This is a genomic window from Streptomyces glaucescens (assembly GCF_000761215.1).
Taxonomy (GTDB): domain Bacteria; phylum Actinomycetota; class Actinomycetes; order Streptomycetales; family Streptomycetaceae; genus Streptomyces; species Streptomyces glaucescens_B.
In genome coordinates, this window is record NZ_CP009438.1 from 5737667 (window position 1) to 5750727 (window position 13061).

Sequence of the window (13061 nt, forward strand, 5' to 3'; positions counted from 1 at the left end):
CCGTACTCTGGGGCCCATGCAGACCTCGTCGGACCGGCACGAGTACCCCGCCCACTGGGAGGCCGACGTGGTGCTGCGCGACGGCGGCACCGCACGCATCCGCCCCATCACCGTCGATGACGCCGAGCGCCTGGTCAGCTTCTACGAGCAGGTCTCGGACGAGTCGAAGTACTACCGCTTCTTCGCGCCCTACCCGCGCCTGTCCGCGAAGGACGTCCACCGCTTCACGCACCACGACTTCGTGGACCGGGTGGGACTCGCGGCCACGATCGGCGGCGAGTTCATCGCCACCGTACGCTACGACCGCATCGGCAGGAACGGACTGCCCGCCTCCGCCCGCCCGTCGCCGGACGCCGCCCTCGCCGGAGGACGCTTCGCGCCCGCCCCCGGCATCCCCGACGAGGCCGAGGTCGCCTTCCTGGTGCAGGACGCCCACCAGGGCCGCGGCGTCGCCTCCGCCCTGCTGGAGCACATCGCCGCCGTCGCCCGCGAGCGCGGCATCCGCCGCTTCGCCGCCGAGGTGCTGCCCGCCAACACCAAGATGATCAAGGTGTTCACGGACGCCGGGTACACCCAGAAGCGCAGCTTCGAGGACGGCGTCGTCCGCCTCGAACTGGACCTCGAACCCACCGACCGCTCCCTGGCCGTGCAGTACGCGCGCGAACAGCGCGCCGAGGCCCGCTCCGTGCAGCGGCTGCTCGCCCCCGGCTCGGTCGCCGTCGTCGGCGCCGGCCGCGCCCCCGGCGGCGTGGGACGCGGGGTGCTCGGCAACATCCGGGACGCCGGCTTCACCGGGCGCCTGTACGCGGTCAACCGCGCCCTGCCCGACGGGCAGAAGGAACTGGACGGGATCCCCGCGTACCGGTCCGTGCGGGACATCGACGGCCCCGTCGACCTCGCGGTCGTCACCGTGCCCGCCGAGCGGGTCCCCGAGGTCGTGACCGAGTGCGGCGAGCACGGCGTCCAGGGGCTGGTGGTCATCTCCGCCGGATACGCCGAGAGCGGCCCCGAGGGACGCGAGCGCCAGCGGGCCCTGGTGCGCCTCGCCCGCGCCCACGGCATGCGCATCATCGGCCCCAACGCCTTCGGGATCATCAACAACTCCCCGGAGACACGCCTCAACGCCTCCCTCGCCCCCGAACCGCCGCGCCCCGGACGGATCGGCCTGTTCGCCCAGTCCGGCGCGATCGGCATCGCCCTGCTGTCCCGGCTGCACCGCCGCGGCGGCGGCGTCACGGGAGTCACCGGCGTGTCGACCTTCGTGTCCTCCGGCAACCGCGCGGACGTCTCCGGCAACGACGTCCTCCAGTACTGGTACGACGACCCGGACACCGACGTGGTCCTGATGTACCTGGAGTCCATCGGCAACCCCCGCAAGTTCACCCGCCTCGCCCGCCGGACGGCGGCGGCCAAGCCGCTGGTCGTGGTCCAGGGCGCCGGGTCCGCCCCGCAGGGCCACGCCGTGCGCGCCACGCGGCTGCCGCACGCCACGGTCTCCGCGCTGCTGCGCCAGGCCGGCGTCATCCGCGTGGACACCATCACCGAACTGGTGGACACCGGCCTGCTGCTCGCCCGCCAGCCGCTGCCGCCCGGACCGCGCGTGGCGATCCTCGGCAACTCCGAGTCCCTGGGCGTGCTGACCTACGACGCCTGCCTCTCCGAGGGCCTCAGGCCCGCCCCGCCCCTGGACCTGACGACCGCCGCGACGCCGGAGGACTTCCGCGCGGCCCTGTCCCGCGCCCTGGCCGACGACACCTGCGACGCGGTGGTGGTCACCGCGATACCCGCGATCGGGGAGGAGTCCGCCGGGGACGCCGCCCTGGCCGCGGCGCTGCGCTCCGCGGCCGAGCGGACGCCGTCCAAGCCGGTCCTGGTCGTCCACGTGGAACTGGGCGGACTCGCCGAGGCCCTGTCGGCCGCCACGAGCACCGCCCCACGCGCGCGTGCCGCGACCGCCGGCACCGCCGAACCCGAAACCCGCCCGGAGCCCGAGACCCCGGCCGAGCCCGCCGACGGCACCCGCCTCATCCCCGCCTACCCCGCCGCCGAACGCGCCGTCCGCGCCCTCGCCGAAGCCGTGCGGTACGCGCAGTGGCGGCGCGAGGCCGCCGACCCCGGCAAGGTGCCGGAGTACGACGACATCGACGAGAAGGGCGCCGCCCGGCTGATCGGCGGCCTCCTCGCCCGCGGCCAGGGCCTCTCCCTCGGCACCGACGAGACCTGCGAGCTGCTCGGCCGGTACGGCATCCCGGTGCGCCGCGCCCTGCCCGCCCCCACCCCCGAGGAGGCCGTCGCCGCCGCGCGCGCCCTCGGCTACCCGGTGGCCCTCAAGGCCACCGCCCCGCACCTGCGGCACCGCGCGGACCTCGGCGGCGTCCGCCTGGACCTCGCGGACGAGGAACAGCTGCGCCGGGCGTACGCCGAACTGACCGGCCTGTTCGGCACGCCGCAGGAGCTGCGCCCGGTGGTGCAGGCCATGGCACCGCGCGGGGTGGACACCGTCGTCCGCGCGGTGATCGACCCCGCCGCCGGGGCGGTGCTGTCCTTCGGGCTCGCCGGGGCGGCCTCGCAGCTGCTCGGCGACATGGCGCACCGGCTGGTCCCGGTCACCGACCGGGAGGCGGCCTCCCTGGTCCGGTCGATCCGGACGGCACCGCTGCTGTTCGGCTGGCGGGGCTCGGCACCCGTCGACACCCCCGCTCTGGAGGAGCTGCTGCTGCGGGTGTCCCGGCTGGTCGACGACCACCCCGAAGTGGTCGCGGTCACGCTGGAGCCGGTCGTCGTCGCCACCGAGGGCCTGAGCGTGCTCGGCGCCTCGGTGCGGCTGGCCCCGCCCCCCGCCCGCGACGACCTGGGCCCGCGCACGCTCCCCGCCTACTGAGGGCCCCCGCCGTAAGCCTCCCGAGACGGATCCGAACCCCTCCCGAGGCCGCCGAGCGGTGCCTCGCAGTCAGTGCGCCCCCGTAGGATGGACGGCATGGCCAAGACCAGTACGACGACCCAGGGGCTGCGGGCGGCGATCGAACGCAGCGGCTACTACCCGGCCCTCGTGGCCGAGGCGGTGGAGGCCGCCGTGGGCGGCGAGCCCATCCGGTCGTACCTGGTCCACCAGGAGACGACGTTCGACCAGAACGAGGTCCGCCGGCACGTGACCGTGCTGGTCCTCACCGGCACCCGCTTCATCGTCAGCCACACCGACGAGCAGGCCGCCGACAACACCTCGCCGACGCCGTACGCCACCACCTCCACGGAGTCCGTGAAGCTCGGCCGGATCTCGTCGGTGGTGGTCAGCCGCGTGGTCGCCAACCCGGAGTCGTACACGCCGGGCAGCCTCCCGCGCGAGGTCGTGCTCACGATCGGCTGGGGTGCCGTCTCCCGGATCGACCTGGAGCCCGCCGCCTGCGGCGACCCCAACTGCGAGGCCGACCACGGCTACACGGGCAGCACCACCGCCGACGACCTCAGCCTGCGCGTCAGCGAGGCCGGCGACGGCCCGGAGACGGTGCGCCAGGCGCTCGCCTTCGCGCAGGCCATCTCCGAGGCGACCGCGGACCCGACCCGCTGATGGTGCAGCCGCCCACCGCCTGGGACTCCCACCCGGAACCCCTCGCCGTCGACTCCGCCCCCCTGCCCGAGTACGGCACGGGATCGCTCGCCGATCTGCTGCCCACGCTCGCCGCGGGCATGGGCGTGCCCGGTGTGACGGCCGCCATCCCGGAGCTGGCCCCCGCCGACCGCAACTGCGTGTTCCTGATCGACGGCCTCGGCTGGGAGCAGCTGAGGGCGCACCCGGACGAGGCGCCGTTCCTGACCTCGCTGCTGGCCGCCTCCCGCGGCGGCACCGGCCGCCCGCTGACCACCGGCTACCCGGCGACCACGGCGACGTCCCTGGCGTCCGTCGGCACCGGCCTGCCCCCGGGCGCCCACGGCCTGCCCGGCTACACCGTCCGCAACCCCGCCACCGGCGAGCTCATGAACCAGCTGCGCTGGCAGCCGTGGACCGAGCCGGGCGCCTGGCAGCCGTACCCCACCGTCTTCGAGCTGGCCGACCGCGCGGGCGTGCACGCCGCCCAGGTGTCCTCCCCGGCCTTCGCGAACACCCCGCTGACCAAGGTGGCGCTCAGCGGCGGCACCTTCCACGGACGGCTGTCCGGCGAGGACCGCATGGACCTCGCGGCCGAGCAGCTGGCCGCCGCGGACCGCAGCCTGGTCTACACGTACTACGCCGAGGTCGACGGCGCCGGCCACCGCTACGGCGTCGACTCCGACACCTGGCGCGGCCAGCTCATGTACGTCGACCGCCTGGTCCAGCGCCTGGCCGAGCAACTGCCCCCGCGCAGCGCGCTGTACGTCACCGCCGACCACGGCATGGTCGACGTGCCGTTCGACGAGGAGCACCGCATCGACTTCGACGAGGACTGGGAGCTGCGCGCCGGGGTCGCCCTGCTGGGCGGCGAGGGCCGCGCCCGGCACGTCTACGCCGTGCCCGGCGCCGCGAACGACGTCCTGACCTGCTGGCGGGAAGTGCTCGGCGAACAGTTCTGGGTGGCCTCGCGGGACGAGGCGATCACCGCGGGCTGGTTCGGGCCGCGGGTGGACGAGCGGGTGTACGCGCGCATCGGCGACGTCGTCGCCGCCGCCCGGGACGACGTGCTGCTCATCGCCTCCGAGCGGGAGCCCAACGAGTCGGCGATGGTCGGCAACCACGGCTCGCTGACCCCCGCCGAGCAGCTCGTCCCGCTGCTCGAAGTACGGACCTGAAGCCGCCGGCCGCCACCATGACGATCTCGCCGAAAGGTGCTCAACCTCCCATGCCCGAGCTGGTCTTCTTCTCCGGAACCATGGACTGCGGGAAGTCGACCCTGGCTCTCCAGATCGAGCACAACCGCTCGGCGCGCGGCCTCCAGGGCATGATCTTCACCCGGGACGACCGCGCGGGCGAGGGCAAGCTGTCCTCCCGGCTCGGCCTGGTCACCGACGCGGTCGAGGTCGAGGACGGCATGGACCTCTACGCGTACCTCGTCGACCACCTCTCGCACGGCGGCCGCGCGGACTACGTGATCGCCGACGAGGCGCAGTTCCTCGCACCCGAGCAGATCGACCAGCTCGCGCGCGTGGTCGACGACCTGGGGCTCGACGTCTACGCCTTCGGCATCACCACCGACTTCCGCACCAAGCTCTTCCCCGGCTCGCAGCGGCTGGTGGAGCTGGCCGACCGGGTCGAGGTCCTCCAGGTCGAGGCCCTGTGCTGGTGCGGTGCCCGCGCCACCCACAACGCCCGCACCGTCGGCGGTGAGATGGTCGTCGAGGGCGCCCAGGTGGTCGTCGGCGACGTCAACCAGGCCGAGGCCGTCGGCTACGAGGTGCTGTGCCGCCGCCACCACCGCCGCCGGATGACCGCGGCGACCGCCCACGCGGCTGCCCTGTCCCCGGACGTCCTGCCGGTGCCGCAGACCACCTGACCCGCGCGGCCGGGCCGGGCCCGTCGCTCAGGGGCGCTGGAGCAGGCGGAAGCGGGCACCTTCGGGGTCGGTCACCGTCGCGACCCGGCCGCGGTCGCCGTCCTCGGCCGGCGCGAGGACGTGCCCGCCCAGCCCGGTCAGGCGGCGGAGCGCGTCGTCGGTGTCCGCCACCTCGAAGTACGTCAGCCAGTGCGGGCCCCGGTCGCGCCGCACGGCGCGGCCCACGCCGTGGATGCCGGCCACCGCCCGCCCCTCGACGGAGAGGGTCACGTGGTCGAGGCCCGCGCAGGCCACGGGCTCCTCCTCGTGGCCGAAGACGGTCTCGTAGAACTTGGCGACGGTCGCGGTCTCGTAGGTCAGCAGCTCGTTCCAGACGGGGGTGCCGGGCACCCCGGGGACGGCCGTGCCGCGATGCCGGGCCCCCTGCCAGATCCCGAAGACGGCTCCCGCGGGGTCGGAGCCGATCGCCAGCCGGCCCGCCTCGCCCGCGTCCAGCGGGCCCACGCCGATCGTGCCTCCGCACCGCCGCGCGGCCTCCGCCGTCCGGTGCGCGTCGTCGGAGGCGAAGTAGGGGGTCCAGGCGACGGGGAGGTGCCGGTCGGGCGGCAACTGCCCGATGCCCGCCACGTCGCGGCCGTCGAGCACGGCCCGCACACCGGGCCCGAGCCGTGGGGGACCGGGGCGGAACTCCCAGCCGAACAGCCCCGCGTAGAACTCCTGGGTGGCCGCCATCCCGTGCACCATCAGACTCACCCAGCAGGGCGTGCCGGGCGCGCACCGGGCTGGTTCGCCGGGCCGGTCGTCCGACCCCCGTGCCTCGGTCATCGTCACTCTCTCCTCGGCCCCTCGCGGCGCCGCGTCGCTTCCGCTCTCCGGACCCGTGCCGATGCTCGCACCACCGTCGGTGCCGCGCCCTCGGGCGCGCCGCATCCCGTCCGGCCGCCGGGAATGCCCGATCCACGGGTTGCGTCCCGTTTCGGGGGGTGCCCGCGTCGCGATCGGTGGCGTCCGGGCCTGCACGGCGCGTGCCCGCTCCCGTACGCCGGGTGACCGGGCCTGCCTGGCGGAGCAGAGTAGCCGGACACGGGCGCCGCGGCCACCCCGTACGCCAGGATGGTCGTCATGAACGCCATCATCTCCGCATCCGCACTCGCCGGCGCACTGGCGGGGCCGAACCCGCCCGTACTGCTCGATGTCCGCTGGCAGCTCAGTCTGGCCAGGGCGGCGGGCGAGCCGCCCTTCGACGGCCGCGCGGCGTACGCGGCCGGGCACCTGCCCGGCGCCGTCTTCGTCGACCTGGACCGGGAGTTGGCCGGGACCCCGGGGGCGCGGGGCCGGCATCCGCTGCCCGGCCTGGCGGAGTTCGGCGCCGTGATGCGCCGCGCGGGCGTGTCGTCCGGGACGCCGGTCGTCGTGTACGACGGCGGACAGGGCTGGGCCGCGGCCCGCGCCTGGTGGATGCTGCGCTGGACGGGTCACCCGGACGTGCGGGTCCTCGACGGCGGGTTGCCGTCCTGGGAGGGGCCGTTGTCCCAGGAGGAGCCGACGCCCCGGGAGGGTGACTTCCAGCCGGTCGCGGGACCGGGGCTGCTGGACGCCGACGGCGCGGCCGCGCTGGCTCGTTCCGGCGTGTTGTTCGACGCGCGCGCGGCGGAGCGGTACCGGGGGGAGGTGGAGCCGATCGACCGGGTCGGCGGGCACATCCCGGGTGCGGTCTCCGCACCGACCACCGAGAACGTGACCTCCGACGGCCGCTTCCTGCCTGCCGGGGAACTGCGGGCCCGCTTCGAGGCCCTGGGCGCCCGTGCGGACACGGAGGTCGGCGTGTACTGCGGTTCGGGCGTCTCCGGCGCCCACGAGGTGCTGGCCCTGGCGGTGGCGGGCATCCCGGCGGCCCTCTACGTGGGCTCCTGGTCGGAGTGGTCGTCGGACCCGGAGCGTCCGGTGGCGGTCGGAGCGGATCCGCAGTAGCGCGGTAGCGCAGGGGTGCGGACGGGCGTACGGAGGCGCAAGGAGGCGCCCGGACGCACTCCGCGCCCCTGCGTGCGCCGTCACTGCTCACGACGACCCGAGCCGCCGGGTCGTTCCCTGCGCGCACGGCGTACGCGATCCGGGCCCGCGCCGGTCAACGGCGCGGGCCCGGACCCCGTACGGCCGGTTACTCCTGCTTCTTGCGGCGCGTGCCGAAGACGATCTCGTCCCAGCTGGGCACGGCCGCGCGGCGGCCCGGGCGGACGCCGTCCGCTTCGGCCTGGCGGTCGGTGGCACCGATCAGGCGGTCGCGGTGGCTGCCCACCGAGCGGGGCATGAGGACGTCGGCGTAGGCGGAACCGGCCGAGGCGGCGGGCGCCGGCGGCTCCTCCACCGCGGGCTCGTCGTCGTCGGGCTCCTCGCCGGCCTCGCCGGGCCGCTCCGGGACCACCAGGTCCCCGCGGAAGCTCGGCACGGCCTCCAGCAGGCTGGTCAGCGAGTCCCGCTCGCCCGACGCCGTCGCCGCGGTCTCCTCCGCGGGCTCGGGCACCGGGGCGGGCAGGTTCGGCCGCTCCCGGTCGCGGTCGCGGTCCCGGTCCAGGGATCCGGCCAGCGCGCGGTCGCGCGGCAGCCGGGCGATCCGCGGCACGAACGGGAAGCTGGGCTCGGGCGCCCCGAGGTCGTCGGACTCGCCGATCAGCGAGCGCGCCTCGGCGTCGACGGCCTGCACGAGCCGCCGGGGCGGGTCGTAGGTCCAGCTCGCCGAGTGCGGCTCGCCCGCCACACGGTAGACCAGCAGCACTTCCCAGGTGCCGTCGTCGCGGCGCCAGGAGTCCCACTGGACGGTGTCCTTCTCGGCGCCGCGCAGCAGCAGCCGCTCCTGGACGGCCTCGCCGAGCAGCGGACCGGAGTTCTCGCCGGGGCGGCGCACCGGGGTCTTGCGGGCCCGCTCGGCCATGAAGGCGCGCTCGGCGAGCACCGGGCCCTCGAAGCGGCGTACGCGATCGACGGGGATGCCGGCCATCTGGGCGACCTCTTCCGCGGTCGCACCCGCGCGTATACGCGCCTGGATGTCGCGGGGGCGGAGATGGCTCTCCACCTCGATCTCGATCTGGCCGAGGCGGGGACGGTCGCCGCGCACGGCGGCGCGGAGCCGTTCGTCGATCGGAAGCGTGTACTCCGTGCTGTCCGCAGCCTTCAGCACCAGCCGTGTGCCGTCATTGGAGACGGCCACGACACGCAGTTCGGGCATGGGGACCTCCCGGGTGGTGCCTGCCGACGTCACGTGCGTCGCTGCTTCCGCTAGTCGAGTGTGGCCTGCCCGGGTGCAGCCTGCCACAACCTTGCCGAGTTGCCCGGCGTGTCGGGCACGGGCCCTGGATCGCCGTTATGGCACGGTTACCTATTCGCAACGCTAAGTGACCAACTCCGTCACCCTGTGCAACAAGCCCCCTCCCGGCGGTCCTTGGCGGGCCCCGGACACCCTGGCGGGAGACCGGACCCAGGGCTCGCAACAGTACTCCATTCGGACCACGAGCGTGGATCGGCGCGCCGCCGAACTTCTCGCGCGGCGCGGGACCCGACCGTCTGTGACCGGTTTACGTGATCACAAACGTGGCGTACTTCACGGCGTCACCGGAAGCGGGCCCGGCGGTGCCGGCCCCGCGTCCGGAGCGGCCCGGCGGGGTACGAACTGACGCCCGGGGGAGGGGTTCGGCGGACGGGACGGGACGGGCGACCCGGCTCCCGGCCGTCCGTCACGCCCCCAGGACCCGGCGCAAGTAGTCGTTCTGGAAGCGCCGCTCCGGGTCCAGCCGGTCCCGCAGCGCCGTGAACTCGCCGAAGCGCGGGTACACCCCCGCGAGGTACTCCGCGTCGCGCGTGTGCACCTTGCCCCAGTGCGGGCGCCCCTCGTGCGCCGTGAAGATGCGCTCGGCAGCGGTGAAGTACCGCTGGTAGGGCGTGCCGCGGAACATGTGGACGGCGATGTACGCGCTGTCCCGGCCGGACGCCGTGGACAGCGTGATGTCGTCGGCCGGGGCGGTCCGCACCTCCACCGGGAAGCTGATCCGCAGCGGGGAGCGGTCGACCATCGCCTTCAGCTCGCGCAGGGTGTCCACCACCGCCTCGCGCGGCACGGCGTACTCCATCTCCACGAAGCGCACCCGGCGCGGCGACGTGAAGACCCGGTAGGGGATGTCGGTGTAGCTCCGCGCGGACAGCGCCCTGCTGGAGATCCGGGCGAGCGCGGGGATGGCGGCGGGCGCCGCGCGGCCGACCCAGTTGGCCGCCTGGAAGACGCCGTTGGACAGGAACTCGTCCTCGAACCAGCCCCTGAACGGGCCCACCGGCCGTTCCGGCCCGGCGCTGCGGTTGTTGCGCTTGGTGGTGGTGCTGCCGGTGTGCGGGAACCAGTAGAACTCGAAGTGCTCGTTCTCGGCCCACAGTTCGTCGAAGTCGGCGAGCACCCGGTCCAGCGGCATGGGCTCCTCGCGCGCGTGGAGCAGGAAGAGGGGCTCGATGGCGAAGGTGATCGCGGTGACGATGCCCAGGGCGCCGAGTCCGATCCGGGCCGCCGCGAAGACCTCCGGGTTCTCCTCCGCGGAACAGGTGAGCAGCGAGCCGTCCGCGGTGACCATCTCCAGTGCGGTGATCTGGGCGGCGATCGAACCGGAGTCGCGGCCGGTGCCGTGGGTGCCGGTGCTGGTGGCGCCCGAGACGGTCTGCTCCATGATGTCGCCCATGTTGGCCAGCGACAGACCCTCGCGGGCCAGGGCCACGTTGAGCCGCTTGAGCGGGGTGCCGGCCAGGACCGTGACGGTGCCCGCCTCCCGGTCGATGTCGCGGATGCCGGTCAGCAGCTGCGGGCGTATCAGGACCCCGCCGGTGGCGGCTATGGACGTGAAGGAGTGTCCCGTGCCGACCGCCTTCACCGGCAGGCCGTCCTCCGCCGCCCGGAGCACCGCCGCGGCCAGCTCCTGCACCGTCGCCGGGGTGACCTCCCGCGCCGGGCGCGCGGTGACGTTGCCGCCCCAGTTACGCCACGTGCCGTTCTTCCCGCTCGCCGTGCTGCTCAACGGTGCCTCCCCGACCCGTAGCCGGCCTCTTGAGCCGGCGGTAACCGAGGAAACCGACCGCGACCGCGACGGCACCGGACACCGCCGGAACCCCGTACCCGGCCCGCGCGCCGGCGGCGTCGATCACCCAGCCGGCCGCCGAGGAGCCGAGGGCGACCCCCACCGCGAGACCGGTGCTCACCCAGGTCATGCCCTCGGTGAGCTGCGCGCGTGGTACGTGCTCTTCGATGAGGGACATCGTCGTGATCATCGTGGGAGCGATGGACAGACCCGCGACGAAGAGCGCCACGGCCAGAAACGGCAGGTTCCCGACCAGTAGGAGGGGGATCATACTCACGGCCATCGCACACACACCCAGCAGCCAGCGAGGTTCGGGTGCGCCCTTGAAGCGCAGCAGCCCGAAGACGGCCCCCGCCACGCAGGAACCCGCCGCGTACAGCGCGAGGACGACACTGGCCGCGCCCTTGTGCCCGCGCTCGTCGGCGAAGGCCACGGTCACCACGTCGACCGCGCCGAAGATCGCCCCGGTCGCGACGAACGTCCCGACGAGGACCTGAAGTCCGGGGGCGCGCAGCGCGCTGCGGCTCCGGCCGTGCTCCGCGCGCGGGTGCGGGGCGGGTTCGGTTGCGCGCTGCGCGGTCAGCCAGAAGACGCCGGCCGCCAGGAAGCAGCCCGCGAGCAGCGGCCCGGCCTCCGGGAACCAGGTCGTCGACAGGCCGATCGAGATGATCGGCCCGAAGATGAAGCAGATCTCGTCCACCACGGACTCGAACGAGTACGCGGTGTGCAGCTGCGGGGTGCCCCGGTAGACGGCCGCCCAGCGGGCCCGGATCATCGCGCCGACGCTCGGCACGCAGCCGATGCCGACGCAGGCCACGAACAGCACCCAGTCCGGCCACGCGTAGTGCGCGGCGAACAGCAGCAGCGCTCCCGCGGCCAGCGAGACCAGCGTCGCCGGACGCAGCACCCGCCGCTGCCCGTACTGGTCGACCAGCCGGGACACCTGCGGGCCGGCCACCGCCGCCGACAGCGCGATCGTCGCCGAGAGGGCACCCGCGAGGCCGTAGCGCCCGGTGAGCTGGGAGATCATCGTGACCACGCCGATGCCCATCATCGACAACGGCATCCGGCCGAGGAAACCGGCGGCGGAGAACGCCTTGGAGCCGGGGGCGGCGAACAGGGCGCGGTAAGGGCTGGGCACGGGGCTCTCCGGCGGCTCGGTCAGGCGGGCGGGTGGACGCGGACATGCTGCGGCACGCGGCGGGACGGCCGCACGGACGCGCCCGTAAGGCACAAAGATGGTCGATACAGCTTACGAGTTAGGTCACCCTAACGCACCCCCCCGGGAGCGGCCCCGGGCGCGTCCGGCCCCCCGCCGTTGCCGCGCTGTCGGTGGCGGGTGGCAGGATCGGTTCCATGCCAGACGCGCTCGATGCCACCCCCTACGACGCCCTGCTCCTGCTCTCCTTCGGCGGCCCCGAAGGGCCGGACGACGTGGTCCCGTTCCTGGAGAACGTGACGCGTGGGCGCGGCATCCCCAAGGAACGCCTGAAGGAAGTCGGGCAGCACTACTTCCTGTTCGGCGGGGTCAGCCCCATCAACGACCAGAACCGCGCCCTGCTGGACGCCCTGCGCGAGGACTTCGCCGGCCACGGCCTGGACCTGCCGGTGTACTGGGGCAACCGCAACTGGGCGCCGTACCTCACGGACACCCTGCGCGAGATGGTCCGCGACGGCCGCCGCCGCATCCTGGTCCTGGCCACCAGCGCCTACGCCTCCTACTCCGGCTGCCGCCAGTACCGGGAGAACCTCGCCGACTCGCTCGCCGCCCTGGAGGCCGAGGGCCTGGACCTGCCGAAGATCGACAAGCTGCGGCACTACTTCAACCACCCGGGCTTCGTCGAGCCCATGGCCGACGGCGTCCTGGAGTCGCTCGCCGCCCTCCCCGAGGAGGTCCGCGACGGCGCCCACATCGCCTTCACCACCCACTCCATCCCGGTCTCCGCGGCCGACACCTCCGGCCCGGCCGAGGAGCACGGCGACGGCGGCGCCTACGTCCGGCAGCACCTGGACGTCGCCCGGCTGATCGCCGACGCCGTCCGAGAGCGGACCGGCATCGACCACCCCTGGCAGCTCGTCTACCAGTCCCGTTCCGGCGCCCCGCACATCCCGTGGCTGGAGCCGGACATCTGCGACCACCTCGAGGAGCGGCACGCCGCCGGGGTCCCGGCCGTCGTCATGGCCCCCATCGGGTTCGTCTCCGACCACATGGAGGTCCTGTACGACCTCGACACCGAGGCCAAGGCCAAGGCCGAGGAGCTGGGCCTGCCGGTGCGCCGCTCGGCCACCGTCGGCGCCGACCCGCGGTTCGCCGCCGCGATCCGCGACCTGGTCCTGGAGCGCGCCGCCGTCGAACGCGGGCAGGGCGCCACGCCCTGCGCCCTCGGCGCGCTCGGCCCGAGCCACCACCTGTGCCCGGTCGGCTGCTGCCCGGCCCGTGCCCCCCGGCCCGCCGCCGCGGGCGCCGACAGCCCCTACGCCTGAGGAGCGC

General features: G+C 74.5%; 10 protein-coding genes. 6 read left to right on the forward strand and 4 right to left on the reverse strand.

What is annotated here, in order from left to right; genetic code table 11:
* Positions 1–16: 16 nt before the first annotated feature.
* The 4 genes from SGLAU_RS24880 (at position 17) to SGLAU_RS24895 (ending at position 5462) form a co-directional block, all read left to right on the forward strand.
* Positions 17–2881 carry a GNAT family N-acetyltransferase gene (locus tag SGLAU_RS24880; RefSeq protein WP_043504688.1) on the forward strand — a complete coding sequence of 955 codons (2865 nt, stop codon included), beginning with the start codon at positions 17–19 and terminating at the stop codon, positions 2879–2881.
* An 87-nt stretch (positions 2882–2968) separates the two neighbouring features.
* Positions 2969–3565 carry a DUF5998 family protein gene (locus SGLAU_RS24885; protein WP_078957881.1) on the forward strand — a complete coding sequence of 199 codons (597 nt, stop codon included), beginning with the start codon at positions 2969–2971 and terminating at the stop codon, positions 3563–3565.
* Positions 3565–4761, forward strand: coding sequence for an alkaline phosphatase family protein (locus tag SGLAU_RS24890; RefSeq protein ID WP_043504690.1), 1197 nt, complete (start codon positions 3565–3567; stop codon positions 4759–4761). Before SGLAU_RS24885 ends, SGLAU_RS24890 begins: the two co-directional genes overlap by 1 nt.
* A gap of 50 nt (positions 4762–4811) precedes the next feature.
* Positions 4812–5462, forward strand: coding sequence for a thymidine kinase (locus SGLAU_RS24895; protein WP_043504691.1), 651 nt, complete (start codon positions 4812–4814; stop codon positions 5460–5462).
* A gap of 27 nt (positions 5463–5489) precedes the next feature.
* Here SGLAU_RS24895 and SGLAU_RS24900 read toward each other — a convergent pair whose 3' ends face one another.
* Positions 5490–6287, reverse strand: coding sequence for a VOC family protein (locus tag SGLAU_RS24900; RefSeq protein WP_043504692.1), 798 nt, complete (start codon positions 6285–6287; stop codon positions 5490–5492).
* Between the two features lie 297 nt (positions 6288–6584).
* Here SGLAU_RS24900 and SGLAU_RS24905 point away from each other — a divergent pair, with 297 nt between their 5' ends.
* On the forward strand, positions 6585–7433 hold the full coding sequence (locus tag SGLAU_RS24905) for a sulfurtransferase (RefSeq protein WP_043504693.1): 849 nt from the start codon (positions 6585–6587) through the stop codon (positions 7431–7433).
* Positions 7434–7620: 187 nt separating this feature from the next.
* Here the strand turns inward: SGLAU_RS24905 and sepH are convergent, their stop codons facing one another.
* From sepH to SGLAU_RS24920, 3 genes are all read right to left on the reverse strand, one after another.
* Positions 7621–8685, reverse strand: coding sequence for a septation protein SepH (sepH, locus tag SGLAU_RS24910; RefSeq protein ID WP_043504696.1), 1065 nt, complete (start codon positions 8683–8685; stop codon positions 7621–7623).
* A gap of 505 nt (positions 8686–9190) precedes the next feature.
* Positions 9191–10510, reverse strand: a complete 1320-nt coding sequence (locus SGLAU_RS24915; protein ID WP_043504698.1) for a D-arabinono-1,4-lactone oxidase — start codon at positions 10508–10510, stop codon at positions 9191–9193.
* Positions 10470–11711, reverse strand: coding sequence for an MFS transporter (locus tag SGLAU_RS24920; protein WP_043504699.1), 1242 nt, complete (start codon positions 11709–11711; stop codon positions 10470–10472). Before SGLAU_RS24920 ends, SGLAU_RS24915 begins: the two co-directional genes overlap by 41 nt.
* A 215-nt stretch (positions 11712–11926) precedes the next feature.
* On the opposite strand from SGLAU_RS24920, the gene SGLAU_RS24925 reads away from it, so the two are divergent.
* Positions 11927–13054 carry a ferrochelatase gene (locus tag SGLAU_RS24925; protein WP_043504700.1) on the forward strand — a complete coding sequence of 376 codons (1128 nt, stop codon included), beginning with the start codon at positions 11927–11929 and terminating at the stop codon, positions 13052–13054.
* The last annotated feature ends 7 nt before the right edge of the window (positions 13055–13061 follow it).

Excerpts from the sequence above, each read along its gene's own strand:
- SGLAU_RS24925 (WP_043504700.1), top strand. The coding sequence starts at position 11,927 with ATGCCAGACGCGCTCGATGCCACCCCCTACGACGCCCTGCTCCTGCTC.
- sepH (WP_043504696.1), bottom strand. The coding sequence starts at position 8,685 with ATGCCCGAACTGCGTGTCGTGGCCGTCTCCAATGACGGCACACGGCTG.
- SGLAU_RS24895 (WP_043504691.1), top strand. The coding sequence starts at position 4,812 with ATGCCCGAGCTGGTCTTCTTCTCCGGAACCATGGACTGCGGGAAGTCG.
- SGLAU_RS24900 (WP_043504692.1), bottom strand. The coding sequence starts at position 6,287 with ATGACCGAGGCACGGGGGTCGGACGACCGGCCCGGCGAACCAGCCCGG.
- SGLAU_RS24890 (WP_043504690.1), top strand. The coding sequence starts at position 3,565 with ATGGTGCAGCCGCCCACCGCCTGGGACTCCCACCCGGAACCCCTCGCC.
- SGLAU_RS24885 (WP_078957881.1), top strand. The coding sequence starts at position 2,969 with ATGGACGGCATGGCCAAGACCAGTACGACGACCCAGGGGCTGCGGGCG.
- SGLAU_RS24905 (WP_043504693.1), top strand. The coding sequence starts at position 6,585 with ATGAACGCCATCATCTCCGCATCCGCACTCGCCGGCGCACTGGCGGGG.
- SGLAU_RS24880 (WP_043504688.1), top strand. The coding sequence starts at position 17 with ATGCAGACCTCGTCGGACCGGCACGAGTACCCCGCCCACTGGGAGGCC.